The following is a 24844-nucleotide window of genomic DNA, read 5'->3' as shown; positions in this document are numbered from 1 at the left end:
TGTGCGTGGCTGCTTTTCCGCGGAGTACTCATCGGTTCCGCCGCGCCCGGGACGTCACGTCCCGATACGCGCGCACACACATCCCCGAGAGTGCCGACGATCTGAACCGGCACCATTTATAGGAGAAATGGGATTTCCGCCGCGTCAACCTACGGATTGAAGATCGATAAACCGTCCGCTGTAGGCCTTCCCGGCACCGCTTCCACTTCCTGCGGTACACCGGAATGGAGCCCTGCTCAGTGCCCGGATGGCACAGCCCGTACGGCGACGCCAGCGGGGTAAACCCTCGCGGTACGACCTCGGCGGAATACCGCAGGAGTTGCAGCAGAGGTCAATCACCCAGGCGATGAGGACGCGCGGCCCGCGCGGTTAGCATGCGCTGATGCGCGTAAAGGTGCTGTCGTCCCTCAGACGGCTCGCCGCGATGAATCCCTTCATCGTCGATCTGGTCTTCAGCGTGGTGATAGCCGTCGGCACCCTGGTGATCGGGGTCGCGAACGGCGCCGGCGATCCGGCGTACCCGCAGCGGCCCCTGGACACCGTCGGCGTGGGATTGATACTTCTCACCAATCTCGTGCTGGCCTGGCGCAGGAGCGCGCCGCTCACCGTGCTCGCGATCTGCTGCGCCGGGGCGGCGGTCTTCCACGCCCTCGGTTACGAGTACAGGATCGACTCGCTGGGGACGCTGCTGGCGCTCTACAGTGTGACCTCCCTGTACCGCCCCGTGGTGTCGGTCCTCTCCGCGCTGCCCGTGACGGCCGTCTGGTGGCACACCGCCTTCCTCGGCCCGGACGACTTCGACTGGCCGAACATCCTGCAGGGGACCATCATGGTCGCCGTCGCCTGGACGTTCGGCAACAGCACCCGCATGCTCGTCGAGCGCAACGAACAGCTCGCCCACCTCACCGAACGGCTGCGCCGCGACCAGGAGGACCGGGCGCGGCGCGCCGTCACCGAGGAGCGGGTCCGCATCGCCCGCGAACTGCACGACGTCGTCGCCCATCACATGTCGGTCATCGTGATCCAGGCGGGGCTCGCGCGGTACGTCTTCGGGTCCGATCCTCCGACGGCACGTGACGCGCTCACCACCATCGCCGACACCGGCAGCGAGGTGATGGGCGAGATGCGGCGGCTGCTGTCGGTCCTGCGCATCGACATGGAGGACGACGGGGAGAGCTACGACCCGGCGCCCGGCCTGCAACGGCTCGAGCAACTGGCCGACCGGGTGCGCTCGGCGGGCGTGCCGGTGGAGGTGTCGATCACCGGCCCGGTACGGCCGCTCGCGCCGGGCATCGACCTGTGCGCGTACCGCGTGGTCCAGGAATGCCTCACCAACGTGCTGAAACACGCCGCCCCCGCGACGGCGCGGGTCTCGCTGCACTACGGCTCGACCGAGCTGCACCTGCGCGTCGGCGACGACGGCCGCGGAGCGGCCGCGACCTCCGAAGGGGACGGCCACGGCTTGATCGGCATGCGCGAACGCGTCAAGCTCTACAAGGGCACGATCACGGCGGGTCCGAAGCCGAGCGGCGGGTTCGAGGTCGTCGTCACCTTGCCCCTGTCGTCCGTGAACGCGGACGAGCAGTCCCCCTCAGCCCACGGTGAGCCATGATCAAGGTACTTGTGGTCGACGACCAGATCCTGGTCCGCGCCGGTCTCGCGGCGCTCATCCGCGCCGTACCGGACCTCGACGTCGTCGGTGAGGCGGCGACGGGCGAGGAGGCGGTCGCGCTCGCGGCGGCGTCCCGTCCCGACGTGATCCTCATGGACATCAGGATGCCCGGCATGAACGGGGTGGCCGCCACCGAGCGGATCCTCGCGGCCGAGTCCGAACACCGGCCCCGGGTGCTCATCCTGACGACGTTCGACCTCGACGAGTACGTCTACAACGCGCTGCGCGTGGGCGCCTCGGGCTTCCTGCTCAAGGACACCCCGCCCGAACGCCTCATCGCCGCGATCCAGACCATCGCCTCGGGCGACATGCTCTTCGCGCCGAGCGTCACGCGGCGCCTGATCGAGGCCTACACCCGCGAGTCCGCGCCCTCCTCGCCGCCGCGCCCCTCCGGGGAGCTCGACATCCTCACCGCGCGGGAGGCCGAGGTGCTCACGCTGGTCGGTCACGCCCTGTCCAACACCGAGATCGCCGACCGGCTGTGCGTGAGCGAGGCCACCGTCAAGACCCACCTCAACCGCGCCATGGCGAAGCTCAACCTCTCCAGCCGCGCCCAGGCGGTGGCCCTCGCGTACGAATCCGGCCTGGTCACCCCGGGCGAGAAGACAGCGCCCTCGGTGTGAGATCAGGGTCGTGAACGGCTGATCGTGGACGGCGGGTGAGGCCGTCCGGGGCTCTGGCCCGGCGGGGTGAGGGCTCGGGAGAGGGTGTCGAGGGTGACGGCGGTGACCTCCTCGGCGGGTGCGCCCTCGATCAGCAGGCGGGTGCCCTCGCGGACGATCGCCCAGGCCAGCGCGGCGAGGACGGCGGGTTCGCGGTGGCCCTCGGCGGCGAGGACCTCCTGGAGCGGCATGCTCAGCGAGTGGTGCAGCTCCTGGATGCGTGCGTGGCACTGCGCCGGCACCTCCGCCTCCTGGACGGCCACCATCAGCACCTGGTCGGGGCTGGTCGCGAACTCCATCGCGGCGCGCCCGAAGGCGCGGACCCGCTCGTCGAGCGACCCCGGCTCGGCGAGGCTGCGGTGCAGCCGGTCGGTCCAGCGGGGGAAGGCGTCCTCGACCAGCTGGGTGAGGATGTCGGCGGTCGAGGTGAAGTAGCGGTAGACGCTGGACCTGGCCAGTCCCACCTTGGCCCCCACCGCCGCGGGGGTCAGCGCGCCGACCCCCGTCGTGGCGAGGATCTCACGGGCGGCCTCCAGCAGGGCGGCGTGCTGCCGCGCACGGTGGTCGGCCACGGTCGCCGCACTGATCCTCGGCACGGTCACCCCTCTCGTTCGTGGTCTCCCCCAGTATCCGCCGGACGCGGCAGCAGGGTCGTCGCGCCGAGGCCGGCCAGCAGGATGAGCGCGGTCACGATGGCGACCCGGCGGGTGGCGCCGGCCGACGCGGAGACGGCGGCGGCGTGGACGCGGGCGTCCCGCAGCGACGGGATCACCGTGCCGCCGCTCTCGCGCATGGCCTCGGCGACGGCGACCCGCGCCCGCGGCGGCAGGCCGGGTACGCGGGCGGTCTCCTCCTCGGTGAAGGAACCGAGCCCGCCGACGAGCACGGCGCCGAGGATGGCGATGCCGAGCGCCGCCCCGACCTGGCGCATCGTGCTCTGCAGCCCTGAGGCCTGCCCCGACTGCACCGCCGGGACGTCGGCCATCAGCACGCTCGCGAGCTGGGCGGAGGCGAACCCGATGCCGAGGCCGTAGGCCAGCAGCCACGGGACGATGCGCCAGCCTGACATCGAGGGCGAGAGCGACAGCCCGGTGCCGAGGACTCCCGTGACCTCCAGCACCAGTCCGATCCGCACGATCGACCGGGCGCTGATCCGCCGGGACAGCGGCGGCACCAGCCCGCCCGCGAGGAACGACCCGGTCGCCAGTGACGCGATGACCAGCCCCGCCTCGAAGGCGCTGTAGCCGAGGGCGGACTGCAGGAACAGCGGGAGCACCAGGAGCATGCCGAACTCGCCGACCGAGACGACGGCGGCCGCCATCCCGCCGTACCGGAAGCTCGGCAGCGCGAACAGCGACAGCTCGATCAGGACGGGACGTCCCGCGCGGGCACGTGCCCCCTGCAGCACGACCAGCGCCGCGAGCGCGACGACCGCGACCAGCAGCGCGACGGGGATGGGCGACACGGCGCCGGACGGCCAGCGCCACCCGAAGAGCACCGCCGGAGCCGTGGGGGTGAACCAGCCGTACTTCTGTCCCTCGATCAGCCCGAAGACCAGCGAGGTCATGCCGACGACCGCGAGGACCACCCCGGCGAGGTCGTACCCGCCGGAGCGCGCCTGCCGGGACTCCGGCAGCCACAGTGCGACGCCGAGCAGGACGAGCATGCCGACGGGGACGTTCACCCAGAACGCCCATCGCCAGCCGTGCCCCGTCACCAGCCATCCGCCCAGCAGCGGGCCCGCCGCCGCCATCCCTCCGATGATCGAGCCCCACACGGCGAAGGCGATGACGCGGCGGCGCTCGGTGTAGAGGGCGTTGAGCATGGCCAGGGACATCGGCACGACCATCGCGGCGCCCACGCCCTGCACCACGCGGGCGCCGATCAACGCCGGCCCGCTCCCCGCCGCGGCGGCGAGGACGCTGGCCAGGATGAACACCGTGATTCCGGAGGCGAACAGCCGCCGCCTGCCGTACAGGTCGCCGGTACGGCCGAGGGGGATGAGCAGGGCGGCGAACATCAGCGAATAGATCGAGTTGACCCATTCCACGTCGGTGGCGGTGAGCCGCAGGTCCCCCACGATCGACGGCACGGCGACGTTGACGATGGTCGCGTCCACGATGATCATCGACATCCCGACGCCGATGACCACCAGAGGCATCCACCCGCGCGTGACGACAGAAGTTTTTACCGACACCATGTCGCCAACCATAGCAACACACTGTCGCAAAAACTGCCTCCGCTTCCCAGATCAGGGGTGGAGGGCGGCCAGGGTCCGCTCGGCCTGTCGGGTCAGGAGGAGGGCTCCCTGGGTACGGGCCAGGGTCGCGGCCTGGCGCAGGAGGTCCGCGGCCTCCTCGGCCGGACGGCCGGCGGCGTGGAGTGCCCGCGCCCGCACCTGGAGGTTCTTCGCCTCGAAGACCCGCTCTCCCGTCATGGCCGCGACCTGCTCCGCCTCGCCGAGAAGCGCCAGAGCCTCCGCCGGCCCGCCGAGGCGGAGCTCCTGTTCGGCCAGCATCGCCAGGAAGCAGGGACGGTTCAGCCGCGTGCCGGTGTGCGCCAGTTGGTCCAGGGCCTCCCTGACGCGGGCGATCCCCGCCTCCACGTCCCCTAGCTCGGCCTCCGCCCACCCCAGCAGGACCGAGCCGATCACACTGATGGGGGTGATCGCGTACTCGCTGACCCGCTCCAGCGCGGCGGCGGCGTACTCCCTGGTCAGCGGCGCGTCACCGCGCACCCACGCCAGCCGGGCCGCGAAGATCATGGCCACGCCCTGGACGGACGGGGAGGCGAGACGGGCGGCGCGTTCGCGGGCCTCCCCGTCCAGGCGGTCGGCCTCGCCGTCGTCGCCCCGCAGCGCGGCCGACAGCGCGGCCATGGACCTCCCGTGCACACGCGGGTCGTTGAACCGGAGCACGGCGGCGGCCTCCCCCGCCCGGTCGGCGAGGTCGATGCTCGAGGTGAGGAGCCGGATCGCCAGGTCCTGCCGTCCGCGGAAGAACGCGACCATGCCGCGCGCGTGCACGGCGGCGAGCGTGGCGAGGGCGTCGTCCCGGTGGGCGGCCAGTTCCCGGGCGATGCCTTCGGCCTCGTCGAGCCGTCCGCCGTTGACGCGCGCCACGCACAGCCCCCAGGGCCCGGGGATCCAGCGCGCGCTGGGCAGGGCGCTGCCCGGACTCAGGTCGCGGGCCCGCAGGAAGGCCGCGTGCGCCCGCGGGCTCGCGTACCCGTACCTGCCGGCCAGCAGCGTGCCGAGCCGGACCTGGATGCGCAGCTCCTGGTCGACGCGGTCCTGCTCGCCCGGCAGTGCCCGGGCCAGTTCGACGGCGCGGGTGAGCAGCGTCTCGGCGTGCTCGTGCGCGAGGCTGACCTGTGCCCGCCTCGCGGCGTCGAGGACGTGCGGCAGCGCGACCTGCGGCCCGGCCACCGGCCAGGCCTCCCACAAGTGGTGGGCCACCTCGTCGACGTCGGCGCCGGCCGACAGCAGGGCGAGGCCGATCCTCTCGTGCAGTCGCGCCCGCCGTACCGTGCCGAGCTGGTCGTAAAGGGTCTCCCGCACCAGCGGATGGGAGAACCGGTAGCGCCCGACGGCGGCGGTGTCCTCGACGAGGAGGCCGGTGACGACGGCGGTCTCCAGGCTCTCCAGCAGACGGTCCTCGTCCAGGCCGGTCACCGTGCGCAGCGGCGTCATGCCGAACTCCTGCCCGGCCACGGCCGCGGTCGCCAGGATGCCGCGGGCGGAGTCGGGCAGCCGGTGCCAGCGGCGGCGGATCACGTCCCGTACCCCGGCCGGGATCTCCTTGGCCAGCCGCTCGCCGATCGCCTGGTCGGTGAGCGCCCGCTCGCTGCGCAGCATGCGCGCCAGCTCGGTGACGAAGAACGGATTGCCCCCGGTGCGCTCGTGCAGCGCGGTCAGGAGCTCGGGCGAGGCCAGCGTCTCGGTGCAGTTCTTGACCAGCATCGTGACGTCGTCGAGGTCCATGGGACCGAGGTGGAGCCGGCGCGTGCGCCGTTCCCTGGCGAGGGACGCCAGCAGGTCGCGGACCGCGGGGGCGTGCTCGTGCTCGCGCACCGTCGCGACCAGCAGGACGGACGAGCGCCACGTCTCGGCCGCGAGGTAGCCCACGAGCTGGATGGACGGCACGTCGGCCCAGTGCAGGTCCTCGAACACGATCGTGAGCGGCCGTCGTTCGGCCATCTCCGTCACCACGCCGGCGATGGCGTCGTAGACCGGGAGGCGTATGTGCCGGGAATCGATGTCCTCGTATCCGGGAGCGGGGTGCGGGGCGGCGGTCACCAGCGCGGGGACGAGCAGGCCGAGCAGGGACGCGTGCGGCCGGGCCGCCGCGGCGAACGCCTCGGGCTCGCACTCGGCGAGCCGCCGCAGCAGCTGTATGCCGAGCCAGTACGGCGGCGTGGCGGCGTCCTCCACGGCACGGCCCCACACCACCAGGGACCCGCGCGCCGACGCCCGCGCGGCCACCGCCTCCGCCAGCCGTGTCTTGCCGATGCCCGGCTCGCCGACCAGCAGGACGGTGCGTCCCTCGCCGTCGAGCGCCGCCTTCAGGTCGGCCTCCGCCAGGGTCAGCTCCGCGTTACGGCCGACGAGCTGCTCCGACGGCGGCGCGGCCACCTGCTCGGGGATCACCACGGGCGTGATCACGGGGACGGCCGGGTCGAGCGCCGGCGACTGGCTGAGGATCTCCTCGAACCGCCGGCGCAGCGCCGGCCCGGGGTCGACCCCGAACTGGTCGGCCAGGGCGTGCCGCACGGTGTGGAAGGCGTCCAGTGCCTCACTCTGCCTCCCCGCCCGGTAGAGGGCGAGCATGCGCAGCGCCACCAGGCTCTCCCTGAGCGGCTGCGCGGCCGACAGGGGCTCCAGGCTTTCCAGCGCCTGATGGTGCAGGCCCAGGGCGAGCAGGCTCTCCGCCTGCGTCTCCATCGCGATCAGGCGCAGCTGGCCGAGCCGTTCGGCTTCCTGGCGGGCGAAGGCGCAGTCGGCGAGGTTCTCGTAGGGGGTGCCCCGCCACAGCGCGAGCGCGTCGTCGAGCTTGGCGCGGGCGTCGCCGGGCCGTCCCGTCTCCAGCAGCCTCCTGGCCTCCTTGACGGAGTCCTCGAACACCAGCGCGTCGACCTGCTCGCGGGCGACGGCCAGCATGTACCCCGGGGGCCGGGTGACGATGACGCGCGGGGGTTCGCGCGGGGCTCTGGCCGGTTCGACGATGTTGCGCAGGTTGGAGATGTAGGCCTGGACGGTGCCCGCGGCCGTGGGGGGAGGCAGGCTCTCCCACACCTCCTCGATCACGCGGTCGAGGGACACCACCCGGCCCGCGCGGACGAGCAGCACCGCGAGGACCGCGCGCTGCTTCCTCGATCCGAGAGCAAGCAGCCGCCCTTCCTCGCAGACCTCCATCTGCCCGAGGGCGCGGAACTCCATCGAACCTCCACTGCCGGCACCGATCGACGACCGGGAGGGGCCGGAGCCCTCGGACCCGTCTGTCCTATGCATAGGACGTCCTCGGTGCCGGAACAAGCGGCTAGAACGGGTTTCTAATACAGATGCCGGTTTTGCCCGCCCGCAACCCACCCTTCAAAGGTTTGACAATCGTCCAACTGTCATGCCAGTTTGATGCTTGCCCAACTATCGAAGGAATCATTCGATGTTCAGACGCCTCCTCCCTCTTTCCATCGCCACCTTCGCCGTCGGCACCGACGGATTCGTCATCGCCGGCATCCTGATCCCGGTCGCGCGATCCCTCCACGTGTCCATCGCCGCCGCCGGGCAGCTGATCACCGCGTTCGCCATCACGTACGCCGTGGCCGCCCCCGTCATGGGAGCCCTGACGACCAGCCTCGACCGGAAGAAGGTCCTGGTCGGCGCACTGCTGGTCTTCGCCGCCGGCAACGCGGTCACGGCGGTGTCCCCGACGTACGCCCTGGTGTTCGCCGGCCGCGTCCTGACCGCCGTCGGCGCGGGCGTGATCACCTCGACGGCCTCGTCGGTGGCGGCGGCGACCGTCACCGAGGCCCAGCGCGGGCGGGCGTTGTCGATCGTGATGGGCGGCCTCACCGCCGCCACCGCCCTCGGCGTGCCGCTCGGCACCTGGATCGGCGGGACCAGCTGGCGGGCGACGCTCTGGCTGGTCGTCGTCCTCAGCCTGGTCGCCGCGGCCGGCGTCGTGGCGTTCCTGCCCGCGTTGAAGCTGCCCGCCGCCGGCCTGCGGCAGCGCCTCGCGATGCTCGCCGACCGGCGCGTGCTCGGCATCCTCGCGGTCACCCTGGTGACCCTCTCGGGCGCCAACACGATGAGCGCCTACCTCGCCCCCGCGGTCGCCCCGGTCACCGGCGGGAACTCGGGGACCCTCACCGTCGTCTTCTGGATCTCCGGCCTCGCGGCCGTGGCCTCCACGGCCCTCGCCGGACGGCTGACCGACGCCCGCGGCCCCGTACCGGTCCTGCTCGGCGGCCTGTCCGGGCTGACCGTGATCCTCGCGCTCGGCCCCCTGCTCATCACCTCACTGCCCCTGACCATGCTGTGGGTGGCCGCCTGGGGCCTGGTCGGCTGGCTCACCGTCGTGCCGCAGCAGCACCGGCTGGTGGCGCTCGCGCCGGAGGCGGCGCCGGTGCTGCTCGGGCTCAACGCCTCGGCCCTCTACCTCGGCATCGCCCTCGGCGGCGTCATCGGCGGCACGGCCCTTCACTGGGCCGACGCGAGCCGGCTCGGGTACGTGGCCGGGGCGCTGGTCGCGGTGTCCCTGCTGATCGCCCTGGCCACCACCCGCCGCGGCGCCGTACGGGAGCGGGACCTCGTCCTCAGCGAGCGGTGAGGCGCCTCACGGCGGCGGGCCGTCGCGACGAGCAGCGGCCCGCCACCGGTACGGCAGGGACAGGTCAGGCGGACGGGCTCAGCCGCTCGTAGGGAATCTTCTCGCCCGCCTCGACGGCGACCGGCAGCCGGTTCTCGGCCGGCGGGAGCGGGCAGGTGGCGAAGTCGGTGTAGGCGCAGGGCAGGTTCGTGGCCCGGTTGAAGTCGAGGACGACGCGGCCGTCGGCGTCGGGTTCGTCCAGCCTCAGGGAGCGGTTGGCGGCGTACGTGGTCACACCGGAGGTCTCGTCGGTGAACAGCACCTGGAGGCTGCCCGGTGTCCGGCCGTTGAACGCCGTCAGGCTCAGCGGCCGCCCGTCGATCTCGAACTCCACCCGCCCGGGCGCGTCGTACACGTGCCGCAGCCCCTCCACGGCCGCCCCGACGGTCGTCGGCCGGGGTTCGTCGAACGGCACGTACCGCCCCGTCACCACCCATCGCGGCTCCGGCGCGTACGCGGGCGTGCCGGCGTAGGCCACCCGCAACGCGTTGCCCGGATGCCGTGGCCGGACGATGTCCTGCCCGCCCCGCTTGGCCACCTCGATCACCGCGTCGCCCCAGACCGCGTTGATCTCCTCACGTTCGGGGATGACCCCGAAGACGTACCGGCCGTGCACGGGCACCCCGCCCACGACCAGTTCCTCCCCGGCGTCGAGCGTCACCACGACCCCTTCGTCGCCGGTCGACCACTCTCCCGGCGCGTCGGGCAGGCGCCGCGGCTCGGACGTCAGCCAGTGCAGGCCCGTGACGGCGAGGAACCCGTGGCGATCCCCCAGTGCTGCCTCGTGTCGCCGATGCCAGTCCTTCCAGTCGCGGACGAACGCCTCGGCGTCCGCCACCTGGGCCTGAGCGGTGCCGGTGCCATGGACGGCCATGAAATCCTCCTCGCGTGCCTGCGGACGAGGATTTCATGCTATCCCTACCAAATTAATTGGACTAGGGCGGCCGTCAGGCGCCGGCCGCCCCCTCCACTCGACGGGTACCGGCGCCTGATCACGCCGGCCCCGCCGTCAGCAACACCAATTGCCCGGCCCCTGCATCCGGACCGCCTGGCCGCCGTCCTCCGTCCAGGAGACGTCCCCGCCCGTCTCCACGTTCGCCACGGTCGTGACGGTGGAGGCGTGAGAGGTGGCCGCGCCGCTCGGTCCCTGGGCGGCGGTCACGGCGAGCCCTAAGGCCAGGGCCAGCGGCGCGAAGGCGGCGAGAGCGGTCGCCTTAAGGGTGAATTCTGATGCGCGCATTCTGGGTTCTCCTATCCCCCGTGCTGTGTCACGCCGACCATAGGGACGGGGGCGTTGAGAGCACGTTGAGGATTTGTTGAGCCCGAGGCGCGCGTCACGGCAGGACGGCCGGTCGGCGCCGACGAGGAGAACGGGCGGCCTCAGACCTGGGACAGGGTGCCGTTCGGGTTGCGGACGAGGGCCATCCCGAGCGCTGTGGCCGTGTGAAGCGCGGTGTTGCGGTGCCGGACCGTCTGGACGAGTCCGGCCTCCCGCAGGACGCTGGCGTGCCGGCTCGCGCTCGGGGAGGTGGTGCCCGTCAGCGTCGCGAGCTCGCCGGTCGTGCAGCCCGGATGTTCGGTGATGACGTTGAGCACGGCGGCGCGGGTGTTCCCGAGCAGCGCGACCAGAGCGCCCCCGGAATCTTGCGCCTTCTGCTCGGGGACCAGGGCGGTCAGCCGCTTGAGCGAAAGTTCGTCACTGACGGGATAGGTGACCTGTGGCTGCGCCGGGTCGTCGTCGACCATGGAGCGGGAGGCGAAGATCGACGGCACCAGAAGGACGCCCTGCCCTTCCAGATGCAGGTCGTAGTCGCGAGAGTTGATCATCCGCACCTCCAGCACCGGCGCGTTCCAGCGCATCCACTGCGGATTGGCCTGGGACAGCAGGCGCTCGATCCCGCCGGCGAGCAGGTGCCGCATCCGCAGGGCGCGGTCGGCCGCGAAGAAGTCGGCGAGCCGCTGCCAGTGGGGGCCCACCAGCTCGGCGTAGAGGTGTTCGAGCCCGTCGTAGAGACGTCCGCGTAACTCCGGGTCGTCGGCGAGCAGGCGGGCCCACCCCGGGACGGGCTGCTTCTGCGCTATGTCGGCCAGCGCCGCGCCCACCGTCGCCGACGGGGTGGCCCTGACCTGCTCGAACAGCTCCTCGGGCGTGCCTGTCCGCCCGGGCCCGAGGAACGTCGGCGCCCAGCCGACCGAGGGGACCAGGGACAACACCATCCGGGCCTGATCCGACAGCCGAGGCAGGATCCGCCGCCGCCAGCCGTCCAACCGCACCGGCTGGCCACGGCTCTGCAACATGCGTATGGCCAGCTGCAGCTCCGCCAACGGCATCGGCGCCTCGGCCACACGCGTACGAACCAGATCCTGGCTGGTGAAGTGAATGCGGTAAACCACCGTCTCCCCCGCGGCCGGCAGCGCCTCCGGAGGAATTCTCTACGAATGTCGTTCCACAAGCCAGCGTGGAGATCCCGTCCGCTGCGCGCGCGACGAACCCGGCCTCAGACGAACCGCCAGAGGTGGTCGTCACCTCCGTTGTCGTCGGCGAGCACGACCTGGGCGCCCTGGGCCGTGGAGGCTCCGCTGACGCCGAGCACCCGGCCGCCGCCCGCGCACTGGATGCGGAAGTAGCCATCGGCTCCGTAGCGCAGCCGCCAGCGGTGGTCGGCGGTGCCGTTGTCGGACCATTGCAGGACCCGCGAGCCGGCGGCCGTGGCGGCGTTCTCGACGCCGAGCACCTTGCCGCTGTTGGAGTTGCGCAGGCGCAGGTACCCGCCCGAGTCGGCCACCGCGGTCCACAAGTGATCGGCTGTGCCGCTGTCGCCCCATTGGACGACCAGGCCGCCGTCGGCGGTGGACATGTCCTGCACGCCCAGCACCATGCCGCTGGCCAGGTTCTGGATGCGCCGGGCGCCGTTGGGGAGGAACCGCCACTGGTTGTCGCCGCTGCCGTTGTCGGAGTCCTGGACGGCTTGGGCGCCCTGGCTCGCCGACCCGCCGAGGATGCCGAGTACCTTGCCGCTGTTGACGTTGCGGATCCTGTGGGACCCGTCGCCGGAGTCCACGATCGTCCAGCGGTGGTCGGCGGTGCCGTTGTCGGACCACTGCAGGAGGCGCGCGTTGTCGGAGGTGGACATGTTCTCGACGCCCAGCACCTTGCCGCTGTTGACGTTGCGGAAGCGGACGGCGCCGCCGTCCACGATCAGCTGCCAGTCGTGGTCGGCGGTCCCGCTGTCGTTCCACTGCAGCGCGAGGCCCCCGTCGGCGGTGGACATGTCCTGGACGCCCAGAACGAGGCCGCTGGCGGCGTTGACCAGCCGGAAGCTCGCCGTGGTGGTCGTGTCACCCCCGCCGCGGGTGCTCCAGTACACGGTGTAGTTGAAGCCCTGGGCGTCGTGGAAGGGACCCAGGTTGACCGTGCCACCGTTCGCGGTGGCGGTGAAGGCGAGCGCCGTGGTGCTGGTACGGGTGATCGACGAGGTGGTCAGGACCGGCAGCGCGGACAGAGTGGTGCCGCCGTAGTCGCCGGCCAGGACGACCGGCCCGTAGGTGATCGTCGCGACATTCGGGTCGTCGTTGGCCGCCTTCGTGATCACACGCATGGGCAGGCGCACCGTGACGGTGTCCCCGGAGGTCCAGGAGCGGGTGAGGGTGGCGTAGGTGCCGGGGGTGGTGGAGATGCTCTGCTGGGTGCCGTTGACGCTGATCGTGGCGCCCGACGTCCAGGCCGGGACGCGGACGCGCATCGTCCACGAGCCGCTGACGCTGCCGGTGACCTGCAGCGTTGTGGTGTCGCTCGCCGGGTAGGAGGTCGTCTGGGTGACCGTGATCCCGCGCTGGGACCAGTTCAGCGTGGACGGCGCGAACAGGTTCACGAACAAGGTCGTGCCGTTGTAGGAGTAGATGGAGTCCGCCAGGCTCGTGTTGACCTCCACACCTGTGCCCTGGCAGCACCAGAACGAGTTGTAGTCGGTGCTCCACGTGCCGCCGCCCCACGCCGGGCCGACCCCACGGCGGCCACCGGGCTTGAGCGGGGTGAAGTAGGTGATGTGCCCGTGGCCGTCCGCCGGGTTCTGCGCGCCGATGATGTGGTTGAACAGCGTCCGCTCGTAGAAGTCCATGTAGGACGCCTGGTCGGGGTTCAGCAGCCACAGCTCGCGGGTCAGCTTGAGCATGTTGTAGCTGTTGCAGTGCTCGCAGGTGTCGTTGGTGAGGTACCCGGCGATCGCGTTGGGGGCCCGGAAGTGCTCGGCCTGGCTGTTGCCGCCGATGGCGTAGGTGTGCGCGCCGACGGTGATGTTCCACGCGTTGCTCGCTATGTCCCGATAGCGGGTGGTTCCGGTGGCCTTGTACTCTCGCGCGGCACCGATCCACTTGGGCACCTGGGTGTTGGCGTGCAGGCCGTTGAGCTGGTCCTGGTTGGAGGCGAGCGGGTTGAACACGGCGGCATGGTCGAACCGCTGGGCCGCGGTGAGCCAGCGGCCGTCCCCCGTCTGCTGGTACACGTCGGTCAGCACCGCGTTCATGCCGCCGAACTCGGTGCCCAGCATGGCCTGCATCTGGCTGGAGCTGAGCCGCGAGGTGCGCTGGTCCACCCAGCCGGCGAGCGCGAGCAGCACGTCCCGGGCCTGGGTGCTGCCGATGAGGCGCCACACGTCCAGCAGGCCGGCCAGGGTCTTGTGGACGCAGTAGTACGGCACGTTGCCGTTGCTCAGCGTACGGGCCTCGAGGGCGGTGAACTCCGACTCGGGGAAGCCGGACAGGTATCCGGCGCCGAACCCGGCGGCGCCGTTGTTCGCCTGGCACCTCGCCAGCTCGGCGACCATGTAGGTGGCCTTGTCCCGGCAGGTGGTGTCACCGAGCACGGCGTAGGCCTGGGCCCACGCGGTGAGGAAGTGCCCCTGCACATGGGTGCGGAACGGGAACGAAGGGGCGTCCCACCCGCCGTTCGCGGCGGCGCCGTTGGTGGACAGCCTGTGGTTGGCCCGGAAGTTGTACAGCAGCCGGTCGACGTCGACGAACCGCAGGTACGACAGCGTGCGGTTCTGGTTGTCCATCCAGCGGCCCGAGGTGAGCCGGACCTGCCCCGGGTCGAACATGTACGCCGACACCCCGATGTCGGGCCGGGCCGGGGCGACCCCGGCCTCGGCGGCCGGGGCGCCGGCGACCTGCCCGACGGCCGAGGCGGCGACGGCGACGCCCGCGGCCTGGAAGAGCTGACGGCGACTGAGTGACGAGGGGGACACTTCATCTCCAAGCATCGACGGACGATCGTTCTCCCGAGCACCGAGGCCACCGCGTCGTGACGGCCGGCGCGAACTCCCCGCTCGGACAGCAGGGTGATCCGGGCACGCTCTGCGTGCCCGAGGGCGGGCCCGGCCGTGCACCGAGCCCGCCGTTACGGCTCCATCTGGTCCTGATCGAGTGCCGTGACAACGCTCACCGGATTCGGCACACGCCTTCGCCGGGGACGTCGGGAACGCCGGAACAGGACCCGCGCGCCGATCAGCGCTGCAGTGTCAGCACCGCCGGCCGGTAAGGCAGCAGGCCGTAGTCACCGCCGGAGTTGGTGGCACGTCCCTGGTAGAGCAACTGCAGATTGCAGGGGTCAACGGTCATGGTCTGATCGGGGTTGTTGCGGACCAGGTCGCCGTGGCTGATGTCGTTGGTCCAGGTGGCGCCGCTGTTGGCCTTGCCGGCGAAGGGATTGCCCTCGGACGCGGCCTGCGGTGTCCACGAACCGCCCAGGCTGGTGGCCGTGAACGAGCGGAAGTAGCGCCCCTGCGCGCCGATCGCCTCGACGAGCATGAGGTACTTGTTCTGCCCCTGGAGCTTGTAGACCTGAACGCCTTCGAACAGGTTGTTCGTCGAGTCGCTCATGACCACCGTCGAGGTCGAGCCGAAACTGCCCGGGAAGTTCCCGATCGGCATACTGGCCCGGTAGATCTTGCCGTTGTCCCCGGCGAAGAACAGATACATGTTCGTGCCGTCACCGATGAGGGTCTGGTCGATAGGTCCTGTTCCGGAGCCGGAGATGCTTCCAGAGAAGAGCACCTGCTGCGACGACCAGCCGTTCGGGTTGGTGGGGTCGCTCGACGTCCTGTAGGAGAAGGCGGTCCCACCCCACTGGTAGGCGAGCACCCAGATGTTCTTCGGGGCGAAGTAGAAGAGCGTCGGCGCGACGGTGCCGGAATTCATCTTGGTCTGGGTGGCCGAGGCCATGTCGGACCAGTTGGTGAAGGGGCTGAAGCCCATCGAGCCCCAGCTCGATCCCGTATCGTGCGTCGTCGCGTAGACCAGGTGCTTGCCGTTGTAGACGACGTTGGTGAAGTCCTTGAGCGAGACCCAGCCCGACTTCGGGGTCGCCAGGGGGCCCGTCGACGTCCAGTGGTACGTCGACGGAAGATCGCACGTGCCGGGCGGCGGCGTGGGGGTGGTGTCGCCCATCTTGACGAGTTGCCACTGCTGGTTGGCGCCGTTCCAGTCGGTGTACTGGACGATGTTGCCGCCGTCCGCGGTGGAGGCGCCCTGCACCTCGACCGCCTTGCCGCTGTTGCGGTTGACCAGCCGGATGTAGCCGCCGTCGGAGTCCGCGAGACGGAACTGCTGGTTGGTGCCGTTACCGTCGCTCCACTGCACGATGCTGCCACCGTCGGCGGTCGAGAAGTTGTAGACGTCCAGCACCTTGCCGGAAAGCCTGGACTTCAGCCGGTAGTAGCCGCCACCGGAGTCCACGAACTGCCATTGCTGGTTGTCGCCGTCGTTGCGCGTCCACTGGGTGATCCGCGCGCCGTCATTGGTGGCCAGGTTGTACACGTCCAGCGCCTTGCCGCTGTTGCGGTTGAGCAGCACGTACCAGGCACTGGTGTCGACGGTCGCCGCGTTCGCGGCCGGGGTGGTCCCCAATGCGACCAGGAGGCCGGCGATGAGCGTGGCCACCACCGCGAGGACGGCCGCCGCGCTCCGGCGTACCCGGGAACGCGGGGTGCTGAGCGCCGGTCCGGGCTCAGACGGGGATGGGGTCACGTACGTGGTATCCAAGAACTCGCTCCTTTTCGATGGTGCGGACGCCCTTCCGCGCTCATGGGGTGGTCAGGTCGAACCGCCGCACGGTCACGGCGCCGCCGAGGGCCCGGGTGGCGTAGTTGAAGATGCCGAACCGGTAGCCCATGAAGAACTGCCAGGCGTTGTTCAGGGTGAAGGCCCGGCCGAGGACGGTGAAGTTGGTGCCGTCCGTGCTGTAGGAGAAGCGTGCCTGGCGGCCCGAACCCGGATGGATGTCGGCGTTGACGCGCAGCCAGATCCGGCCGCCCGACACCGCGGCCGAGGCCGCCTCGCTGCCGGTCGACGTGGTCTGCCAACTGCTGTTCATCGTCAGGTTGTCGGTCATCACGACCCGGTAGGCGCCGTTGTCGCGCCGGACGCCGATCCAGGCCGAGGAGTCGCGCAGCATCGCCAAACCCGCCCGGTCGCCGTCGGCCATCGCCGAGTAGTCCAGCTCGATCGTCGCCGTGGACGAGGGGCCCTGGATGCGGTGGGTCAGCGTGTCACGCGCGTTGTACAGGTCGGTGGTGACGGTCGCGGTCTGCAGCCGCAGCCCGCTGCCGGAGGACCACTTGGTGTTGTCGGGGTTGTGGTTCCACTCCCAGCGCGGGTCGAGCGCGCTCGTGGTGAACGTGTCAGGGCCGATCACCGACTTCACGGTCTTGGTCGTGGAGATGTTCGGCTTGGGGTAGGTGGCGCCCCAGCCACCGTTCACGGTCTGCACCGACGGCCACCCGTCGGAGCTCCAGGAGATCGGTGCCAGCACCGGCACCCGTCCGCCGGGGTAGGCGTCGACGAACGCCATGTAGTACCAGGCGCCGTTCTGCGTCTGCACCAGGCCGCCCTGGTGCGGCACCCCGCCGCCGGGGATCGGGCTCGGCATGTTCAGCAGCACCTGGCGCATCTCGTACGGACCCCATGGGCTGGTCGAGCGCAGCACGTATTGCCCGTTGGCCGGGCGGGTCGTCCAGATGTAGTAGTAGCCGCCGCGCTTGTAGAAGCGGGAGCCTTCCAGCGTGCCGACGCTGGAGGGCGTGCTGAAGACCTGCTGGCTGCGCACCTGGCTGAGCCCGTCGGCCGACAGCTGGGCGACGCTGATGGTGGTGTTGCCGTAGGCGACGTACATGGTGTCGTTGTCGTCGATCAGCAGACCGGCGTCGTAGTAGCAGTTGTTGATCCGCGACCGCTTGGTCCACGTGCCGTCGACGGCCGAGGCGGTGTAGACGTAGGTGCGGTTGAACTCGGTGCAACCGATCCAGTAGTACGTGCTGTTGCTGGGCCGGTAGTTGAACGCCGAGGCCCAGATGCCCTTGACGTAGGCGCGTCCGCCGTTCAGGTCATAGGCGCTGGAGTCGAAGTCGAGCCGCGGCACCGAGTGGCCCGCGTACTCCCAGTTCACCAGGTCGTAGGACCGCAGGATCGGCGCGCCCGGTGAGTAGTGCATCGTCGAGGCCGAGTAGTAGTAGGCGTCGCCGACCCGGATGATGTCGCCGTCGGCGAAGTCCTGCCACACGACCGGGTTGGTGTAAGTGGACGCGGGAGCGAGGGTTGTGCCGCCGGCGAGTCGCCCTTGCTGGTCGATGTCGACGGTCGCGGCCCCGGCGGGGATGGCCATGAGGCCGCCGGCGAGTAACAGCGGGACCAACGCGGCCGCCCATCGGCGCCATCGTCGAGTGCTGAGCACTGTCAATCCTCCGTGGACGAGGGGGAACATCGATTGTTAGCGCTAACACTGTGCGATTCGCATGCGCTCTCAGGAACAAAGGGTGGTGTCGCGGAGTACACGGGATCGACGTCGGGCACGTCAACCAGGCCTGCCCCGCGCGGCAGGAGCGCACGCGCTTGACCAGGGTGTTCCGCGAGACGGACCTGGAGGGTCGCCTGAAAATTTCACGACCGGTCCTCGAGCCGGCGGCGGAGGTCCCGTCCGCCATGAGAAAGACCCCGGCGCCTGCCGGGGTCTTCCTTCCAGGGATGTCAGCCGGTCATCGCCCCGACCGCCCGGCCCTCGCCGAGGACGGGCCGCCATTGATCACGAACGTCGACCCCGGTTCCTTCACGATGTCACCGGTGGCCGAGTTGGTGACGGTGACGTTCGTCAGCGTGGCGCTGCCACGCGCGCCGTTCTGGGCCAGGATGCCGGCGCCGTTGTTCGACTTGTCGATCCGCACATTGGTGATCGCCACCCCCGGTGTGGCGCCGCCACCGGACTTGAACTGGATGCCGTCGTAGGTCGAGTCGTAGATGTCGGTGTCGCGGATCGTGACACCGGGGATGTCCCTCGTCTGCGCGAACAGCGTGATGGCCCCGAACTTCTGCGCCGCGCCCCAGAAGACGCCACCGGCCCGGTGGAGCGCGTTGTTGGCGATCACGGTCTGCCCGGAGAACGGCAGGGGGTCGTGGTCGGTCGCCAGCATGATGCCCGGGTAGTTCATCGTGTCGTAGACCAGGTTGTTCTCGATCCTGTTGCCGTAGCCGCCGTAGATCGCCAGGCCGTTCGCCCGCCAGGGCAGCTGGACGGTGTTGTTGACGAAGCTGTTGTCGTGCGCGATGTCCACCGCCGGGTCCTTCACGTACCGGTTCGCCCAGACGGCCAGCGAGTCGTCCCCGGTGGTGCGGAACGACGAGTCGAACACCCGCGAGTTGCGCGTGCCGTTGGTGAAGTTGATGCCGTCGGCATAGGTGTCGCGGATGCGCATGCCGCTGAACTGCAGCCCGTCGGCGGGCCCCCACAACTCGGGGATGTTGTCGTAGTCCCGGCCGACCCAGACGCCCACGTTCGCGTGCTCGATCCACACATTGGTGATCTTCGTGTTCCTGCCGAAGCGCCCGTTCAGCCCCACTCCGCCTTCGGCGCCGCCCGGCCCGCCGCGGATGCGCCCGGAGCCGAAGATCGCGATGTCGGAGATCTGGACGTTGTCGTCGATGTCGAAGCCGAAGTTGCCCTCGTGCGGGTGGTTGATGCCCCCCGCCAGCTGCGGCTCGATCAGGCTGTACAGCTGGGAGTGCCACATGCCGGCGCCGCGGATCGTGACGTCGCTGATGCCCACCTGGTTGTACTGACCCCGGTTCAGCGGATCGTCGGTGAGGATCTTCTGCTCCTGCCTCCACTGGCCCGGCGGGATCCACACGCAGCCGATGACGCCGTTCTGGTCGTCCGTCACCGCCCGCTGGATGGCCGCCGAGTCGTCGATCCCGTCGTCCGGCACGGCGCCGTAGGCCGTGATCGAGGTGCAACCGGCCGGCCGGCTCGCCGGCGGCGCCACCTGCTCCAGGTCGATGAGGTCGATGACGTAGAAGGAGGCCGTGTCGCTCGCGTCACGCTGCAGCCGGAACCTCGTGCCGGCCGGGTAGGTCGCGGGCAGCAGCGCGTGCGACTCGTCGAACAACCGCCGCGCGTCGGCCTGGGGCGTGTTCGTCAGCCCCTCGGGATCGTCGGTGTTCCCGTACAGCCAGCTGTGGCGCGACGAGAGGGTCAGCTTCTGGACGAAGTTGTCGTTGACGTACAGGCTGATGGTGGCGTCGATGCCGCCGCCGTCAGGCGCGTCGGGGATCGAGTCGCGCACCACGATCGAGTTCGAGGGGTTGGTGGAGGTGAACTCGACGAACTGCCCCGTACTGGTGAGCCGCACCGACTTCCTGCCCGAGGACTCGGTGGCGAAGTTGGTGTGCCCGAAAGTGCGCAGCGGGTCGGTCTCCAGCAGGGTGCCCTGGTAGCGGGCGGACTCGGCCTCGTACTCGACCCACGGCACCGCCGCCCCGCGTCCGACCACGATGGCCTGCGAGAACGTGTTGTTGTCCTCGTTGGTCTCGGCGACGACGCCGGTCGCGTCGGCGGTGGCGGTGATGGTGGCGCCGCCGCTGGTGGCCGTCCAGCTGCCGCCGATCGCCACGTTGGACGTCGCGCCGGCGGCGATCGACGGGGTGTCGGTGTTCAGCGTGGTGCCGCCCACGACCACCCGGGTCACCGTGGTGGCGCCGGTCGCGGTGGTCCCGCGGTTCTTCACCACGACCGTGAACGTGACGGCCGCCCCGATGGCCGGGTTCGGCGGGTTGGAGGTGATGCCCAGGACTTGCAGGTCGGGGCCGGGGGCCTGCGCGACCACCAGCTGTGACGGCGCGGTGAAGGCGTTGTTGTCCTCGTTCTGCTCGAAGACGGTGTTGTCGGCGTCCACCCGGGCGCTGACCGCGTAACTTCCCTCGCCCCGGGTGCCGATGTTCTGGGTCACCGTGGCGGTGCCGTTGACGGGCAGCGCGGGGATCGCGGGGGTGCCGGCCGGCGCGCCGCCGAGGTACAGGTTGACGCTGTCCGCCGGGGAGGCCAGGGTGCCCGTGTTCTTGACCGTCGCCGACAGCGTGATCGCCTGGGCCTCGTTCGGCGACGACGGCGTCCACGAGAGGTTCGTGACCGTGAGGTCGGGGTTGGGCGCCGGGACGCCGATGACCTGGAACTCCGCGGCCTGACCGGCCGGGGCCCCGGAGTTGGCGGTGTACCTGAGCTGGACGTCGGCGACCCGGGCGCCGACCGGGATCGTCACGCTGTTACCGGTGGCGGGGTTGAAGGTGTAGGCCGTCGCCGAGGACAGGCTGGTGAACGCGGTCGCGCTCTGCTCGCGGCCGAGCACCTGGATCGTCTGGGTGCGCGTGCCCCACGAGCTGTCGGGGTTCAGTTTGACGACGACCGAGGTGACGTCGGCGTTCGCCCCGAGGGCCACGGTCAGCGTGTTGGGGTAGCTCCCGCCGGCGCCCTCCCAGTAGGTCGCCGTGTTGTTGTCGTTGGCGTTGGCGGCGACGAAGCCGAAGACCGTGGAGGACGCGGTGATCGGCCTGCCGATCGCGAGGTTGGTGCCGCCGGTGCCCGTACCGGTGCGGGTCACGGTGTTGCTCTCGGCCGACTGGTTGCCGGCGGCGTCCTTGGCCCTCACGTAGTACGACACCGTGGCCGTGGACGGCTGGGTGTCGGTGTAGGTGAGGACGTTCCCGGCGACGCTGCCGCGCAGCCTGTTGTCGGCGTAGACGTCGTAGCCGGTCACGCCGACGTTGTCGGTGGAGGCCGTCCAGGTCAGCTTGATCTGCCCGGATCCGGGCTCGGTGTAGGCCAGGCCGCCCGGCGGGCTGGGGGGCTGGGTGTCGGAGCCGCCGCCCTCCGGGCCGTACACCTCGAGCTCGGACAGCTGCCCGGCCGGCCATCCGGTGTTGGCGGTGATGGTGATCCGGATGTACCGGGCGGTCGTCGCGGTGAAGTTGATCGTGACGGTGTTGCCGGTCGCCGGGTCGAAGGTGTACCCGGCCGCGTTGACGATGGTGAACGGCGAGCCGTTGGTGATGCCCTGGACCGACAGGGTCTGCGTCCTGGCCGCCCAGGCCGCCGGCGCCGGGAGCTTGAGGACGACCTGGTCGACGCTCAGGGCGGACCCGAGGTCGACCTGGACCCACTGGGGGAAGGCGTTGTTGGCGCTCTCCCAGTACGTCCCCTGATTGCCGTCGGTGACGTTGACCGCGGCGTACACGTCCGTGGTGCTGCTGGAGGAGGCGATCTTCCCCGCCGCCAGGTCGGGGCCCGCCGCCGAGGCCGGCGGAACCGGTCCCCACAGCACGACCAGACCGGCCGCGAGCACCGCCGCGACCAGCCGTAAGAGGGATTGCTTCTTGGTCATCGCGTTCTCTATCTCTCGTCAGGGACGACAGGGGGAGCCCGTCGCGGGGGTGCTGATCACAAGGGAGAGGACGGAAAGCGCCGGATGGTGAGCCGCCGCGGCGGCGCCCGCCCGCGCGATGCCGCGACCGACATCACCTGGGGCCTCCATGAGGGATGGGGGCGGTGGCGGATGCACGGACGCGATGCGCTCCAGCCAAGAAGTTGCGGAGAACAGATGAAGGTTAACCGTTGATTGCTTATTTATTTCGCGTTCTTGCAACAGATTTACATGTGCGGCATGACGCCGTCAACGGTGCGGTGAAGGGTCCCCTCGGCTCGGGCCGCCGAGCTCGCCCGGAGAGGATGCGGGGGCGGAAATGACGATGGGCACCCTCTGTCGCATCGAGGGTGCCCATCGTTCGTTTGTGCGCCGCCAGGGACTCGAACCCCGGACCCGCTGATTAAGAGTCAGCTGCTCTAACCAACTGAGCTAGCGGCGCGAGACGCAGGACAACCTTAGCGCACCCTGTGGACCACTTCGTACCAAGCGGGCAGGCTAGGGTAGAACGACATTCTGGTCACGTGACGGGAGCGCCGATGACGTCGTGGTTCACCTCGCCCGCCGACGCCGGGGAGCGGCTCGCCGCCGCGGGCTATCTGGCCGACGACGGCATCGCGACCTCCGTCTTCCTGGCGGCGGCGCTCGGCAAGCCGCTGCTGACGGAGGGGCCGGCCGGGGTCGGGAAGACGCAGCTCGCCAAGGCCGTGGCGGAGGCCTGCGGGGCCGAGCTGATCAGGTTGCAGTGTTACGAGGGCCTCGACGAGGCGCGGGCGCTGTACGAGTGGAACTACAAGAAGCAGTTGCTGCGCATCCAGGCCTCCGGCGAGCAGGCGTGGGAGCGGACCCATGACGACATCTTCAGCGAGGAGTTCCTCCTGGAGCGCCCCCTGCTGAAGGCGATCAGGCGGACCGGCCCCACGGTGTTGCTGATCGACGAGACCGACAAGGCCGACGTCGAGGTCGAGGGACTGCTGCTGGAGATCCTTTCCGACTACCAGGTGACGATCCCCGAGCTGGGGACGATCGCCGCGACGCGCGTGCCGTACGTCGTGCTGACCTCGAACGCGACCCGCGAGCTGTCGGAGGCGCTGAAGCGCCGCTGCCTCTACCTCCACCTCGACTACCCCTCCCCGGAGCGGGAGCGGGACATCGTGCTCGCGCAGGTACCGGGGATCGAGGCGGCGCTGGCCGAGCAACTGGCCCGCACGGTCGCCACGCTGCGCGCGCTGGAGCTGAAGAAGTCGCCGTCCATCGCCGAGACGATCGACTGGGCGCGGACGCTGCTCGCGCTCGGCCGCGCCGAACTGGACGAGGTGACGACCGCCGGGACGCTCGGGGTGGTGCTCAAGCACGCCTCCGACCAGACGCGGGCGGTCAAGGAGCTGGGGCTTCCCGCCCGCTGACGCGGGGCTGACCAGGGCTGGAGGAGGTGGCCGTGTCGCTGCTCGACAGGCATGTCGGGTTCGTCGGCGCGCTGCGCAGGGCCGGGCTGCCGGTGTCGCCGGCCGAGGGGCTGGACGCGGCCCGCGCGCTGTCGGTGATCGACCTGACCGAGCGTGCCACGCTTCGCGAGGCGTACGCCGCGACGCTGGTCAAGCGGCCGGCCTACCGGCCCGGGTTCGACGCGCTGTTCGACCTGTGGTTCCCGCCGGTGACGAGTGGCCTGCGCACCGCGAGCAGTGAAGAGATGGATCTGGAGAACGCCGAGGTCCCGCGGCTGCGCGACCGCCTCGCCGAGCTGCTGCTCGACGACGCCGGCCCTTCGGGCGACCCGGCGTTCGGGGAGTTCGTCCGGGCCATGGTGGAGCGGTTCGGCCGCCAGCCGGCCGGGCCGGGACGCCAGAACTGGTTCTCGTACTCGGTGCTGCGGGCGCTGTCCCCCGGCACGCTGATGGCGAAGATGCTCGGCGAGGTGCTCGGGCAGGAGCGCGGCGGTCTCGCCGAGAAGGTCGCCCGCCGGCGGCTCGCCGACAACATCGCCGGCTTCGAGAACGCCGTGGCCGCCGACGTGCGCCGGAGGATCGCCGAGGACTCCGGCATCGAGAAGATCGCCAAGGCGACCGTGAGGCCGCCCGTCGACCAGGTCGACTTCCTCCGTGCCACCAAGGACGACCTCGCGGCGCTGCGGCGCGAGGTGTACCCGCTGGCGCGGCGCCTGGCGACGCGGCTGACGATCAAGCACCGTACGGGACAGCGGGGCCGGCTCGACTTCCGGCGGACGGTCAGGGCCTCGCTGAGCACCGGAGGCGTGCCGCTGACCACGCACATGCGGCCGCGCCGGCCGCACAAGCCCGAGCTGGTCGTCCTGTGCGACGCCAGCGATTCGGTGTCGGCGTTCTCGCACTTCACGCTGCTGCTGACGTACGCGCTGCGGGAGCAGTTCGCGAAGGTGCGGGCGTTCGCGTTCGTGGACACCGTGGACGAGATCACGCGGTTCTTCGCGCCCGGGACGGACGTGGTGGACGCCATCACGCGGATGACGCGGGAGGCGGACATCACCCGGTTCGGGCGCAGTGACTACGGCCACTCGCTGGCGAGGTTCACCGAGAAGTACGGCGACGCGGTGGGCCCGAAGACGTCGCTGCTGATCCTCGGCGACGCCCGCTCGAACTACCAGCCGCCCGCGCTCACGACCCTGAAACGGCTCGCGGGCGAGGCCAGGCACGCGTACTGGCTGAACCCGGAGCCACGCGCACAGTGGGACACGGGCGACTCGGTGGCGAGCGCGTACGGCGGCGTGGTGGACATGCATGAATGCCGAAATGTCGCCCAACTGACGGCCTTCATCGAAGACCTCGCCTAGGCGTATCCGGTCACCCGCCGTACGCGGCGCCGACCTCGCCGTACGACCATCCCTCCGACGCGGCGCCGGATGAAGGCACCACAGAGGGCGGGGCCGAGGGT

At 70.5% G+C, this 24844-nt stretch carries 15 protein-coding genes and 1 tRNA gene; 5 read left to right on the top strand and 11 right to left on the bottom strand.

Translation table 11 applies throughout. The features are described from left to right. Positions 1–382: 382 nt before the first annotated feature. Entirely contained in the window at positions 383–1612 is a 1230-nt protein-coding gene (locus KIK05_RS40205) for a sensor histidine kinase (RefSeq protein ID WP_214416142.1), read from the top strand. Further along, on the top strand, positions 1609–2295 hold the full coding sequence (locus KIK05_RS40200) for a response regulator (RefSeq protein ID WP_214416141.1): 687 nt from the start codon (positions 1609–1611) through the stop codon (positions 2293–2295). The genes KIK05_RS40205 and KIK05_RS40200 overlap by 4 nt, the downstream gene beginning before the upstream one ends. Before the next feature lie 2 nt (positions 2296–2297). Here KIK05_RS40200 and KIK05_RS40195 read toward each other — a convergent pair whose 3' ends face one another. From KIK05_RS40195 to KIK05_RS40185, 3 genes are all read right to left on the bottom strand, one after another. Further along, complete coding sequence (locus tag KIK05_RS40195) at positions 2298–2930, bottom strand: TetR/AcrR family transcriptional regulator (RefSeq protein WP_214416140.1); 633 nt, start codon at positions 2928–2930, stop codon at positions 2298–2300. A 2-nt stretch (positions 2931–2932) separates the two neighbouring features. Further along, positions 2933–4495 carry an MFS transporter gene (locus KIK05_RS40190; protein ID WP_250564234.1) on the bottom strand — a complete coding sequence of 521 codons (1563 nt, stop codon included), beginning with the start codon at positions 4493–4495 and terminating at the stop codon, positions 2933–2935. A 90-nt stretch (positions 4496–4585) separates the two neighbouring features. Beyond that, positions 4586–7771, bottom strand: a complete 3186-nt coding sequence (locus tag KIK05_RS40185) for an ATP-binding protein (RefSeq protein ID WP_214416139.1) — start codon at positions 7769–7771, stop codon at positions 4586–4588. Between the two features lie 223 nt (positions 7772–7994). Here KIK05_RS40185 and KIK05_RS40180 point away from each other — a divergent pair, with 223 nt between their 5' ends. Continuing rightward, entirely contained in the window at positions 7995–9161 is a 1167-nt protein-coding gene (locus tag KIK05_RS40180) for an MFS transporter (RefSeq protein ID WP_214416138.1), read from the top strand. 64 nt (positions 9162–9225) lie between these two features. Here the strand turns inward: KIK05_RS40180 and KIK05_RS40175 are convergent, their stop codons facing one another. The 8 genes from KIK05_RS40175 to KIK05_RS40140 all read right to left on the bottom strand — a co-directional run bounded on the left by KIK05_RS40175 (position 9226) and on the right by KIK05_RS40140 (position 22379). Next, positions 9226–10074: a DUF1684 domain-containing protein gene (locus KIK05_RS40175; protein ID WP_214416137.1), complete on the bottom strand. Its 849-nt coding sequence runs from the start codon at positions 10072–10074 to the stop codon at positions 9226–9228. A gap of 135 nt (positions 10075–10209) precedes the next feature. After that, positions 10210–10440, bottom strand: a complete 231-nt coding sequence (locus KIK05_RS40170; RefSeq protein WP_214416136.1) for a hypothetical protein — start codon at positions 10438–10440, stop codon at positions 10210–10212. Between the two features lie 140 nt (positions 10441–10580). Next, the gene (locus tag KIK05_RS40165; protein ID WP_214416135.1) at positions 10581–11531 is read right to left on the bottom strand and encodes a winged helix-turn-helix domain-containing protein; all 951 of its coding nucleotides are present in this window, start codon (positions 11529–11531) and stop codon (positions 10581–10583) included. Between the two features lie 167 nt (positions 11532–11698). Next, positions 11699–14458: a beta-L-arabinofuranosidase domain-containing protein gene (locus KIK05_RS40160; protein ID WP_214416134.1), complete on the bottom strand. Its 2760-nt coding sequence runs from the start codon at positions 14456–14458 to the stop codon at positions 11699–11701. 244 nt (positions 14459–14702) lie between these two features. Then, positions 14703–16136 carry a non-reducing end alpha-L-arabinofuranosidase family hydrolase gene (locus tag KIK05_RS40155; RefSeq protein WP_214416156.1) on the bottom strand — a complete coding sequence of 478 codons (1434 nt, stop codon included), beginning with the start codon at positions 16134–16136 and terminating at the stop codon, positions 14703–14705. Between the two features lie 142 nt (positions 16137–16278). Next, positions 16279–17925 carry a glycoside hydrolase family 43 protein gene (locus KIK05_RS40150; RefSeq protein WP_214416133.1) on the bottom strand — a complete coding sequence of 549 codons (1647 nt, stop codon included), beginning with the start codon at positions 17923–17925 and terminating at the stop codon, positions 16279–16281. A gap of 301 nt (positions 17926–18226) precedes the next feature. Next, positions 18227–21898: a CARDB domain-containing protein gene (locus KIK05_RS40145; protein ID WP_214416132.1), complete on the bottom strand. Its 3672-nt coding sequence runs from the start codon at positions 21896–21898 to the stop codon at positions 18227–18229. A 407-nt stretch (positions 21899–22305) separates the two neighbouring features. Beyond that, positions 22306–22379 (bottom strand) — tRNA-Lys (locus tag KIK05_RS40140). 97 nt (positions 22380–22476) lie between these two features. Here KIK05_RS40140 and KIK05_RS40135 point away from each other — a divergent pair. Both KIK05_RS40135 and KIK05_RS40130 read left to right on the top strand, forming a co-directional pair. After that, a complete protein-coding gene (locus KIK05_RS40135; RefSeq protein WP_214416131.1) occupies positions 22477–23343 on the top strand; it encodes an AAA family ATPase in 867 nt (288 codons plus the stop codon). 32 nt (positions 23344–23375) lie between these two features. After that, entirely contained in the window at positions 23376–24743 is a 1368-nt protein-coding gene (locus tag KIK05_RS40130) for a vWA domain-containing protein (RefSeq protein WP_214416130.1), read from the top strand. Positions 24744–24844: the final 101 nt, after the last annotated feature.

The sequence above is a fragment of the Sphaerisporangium fuscum genome, assembly GCF_018531465.1.
Lineage (GTDB): Bacteria > Actinomycetota > Actinomycetes > Streptosporangiales > Streptosporangiaceae > Sphaerisporangium > Sphaerisporangium fuscum.
This window is presented reverse-complemented; position numbering and strand designations above follow the sequence as displayed.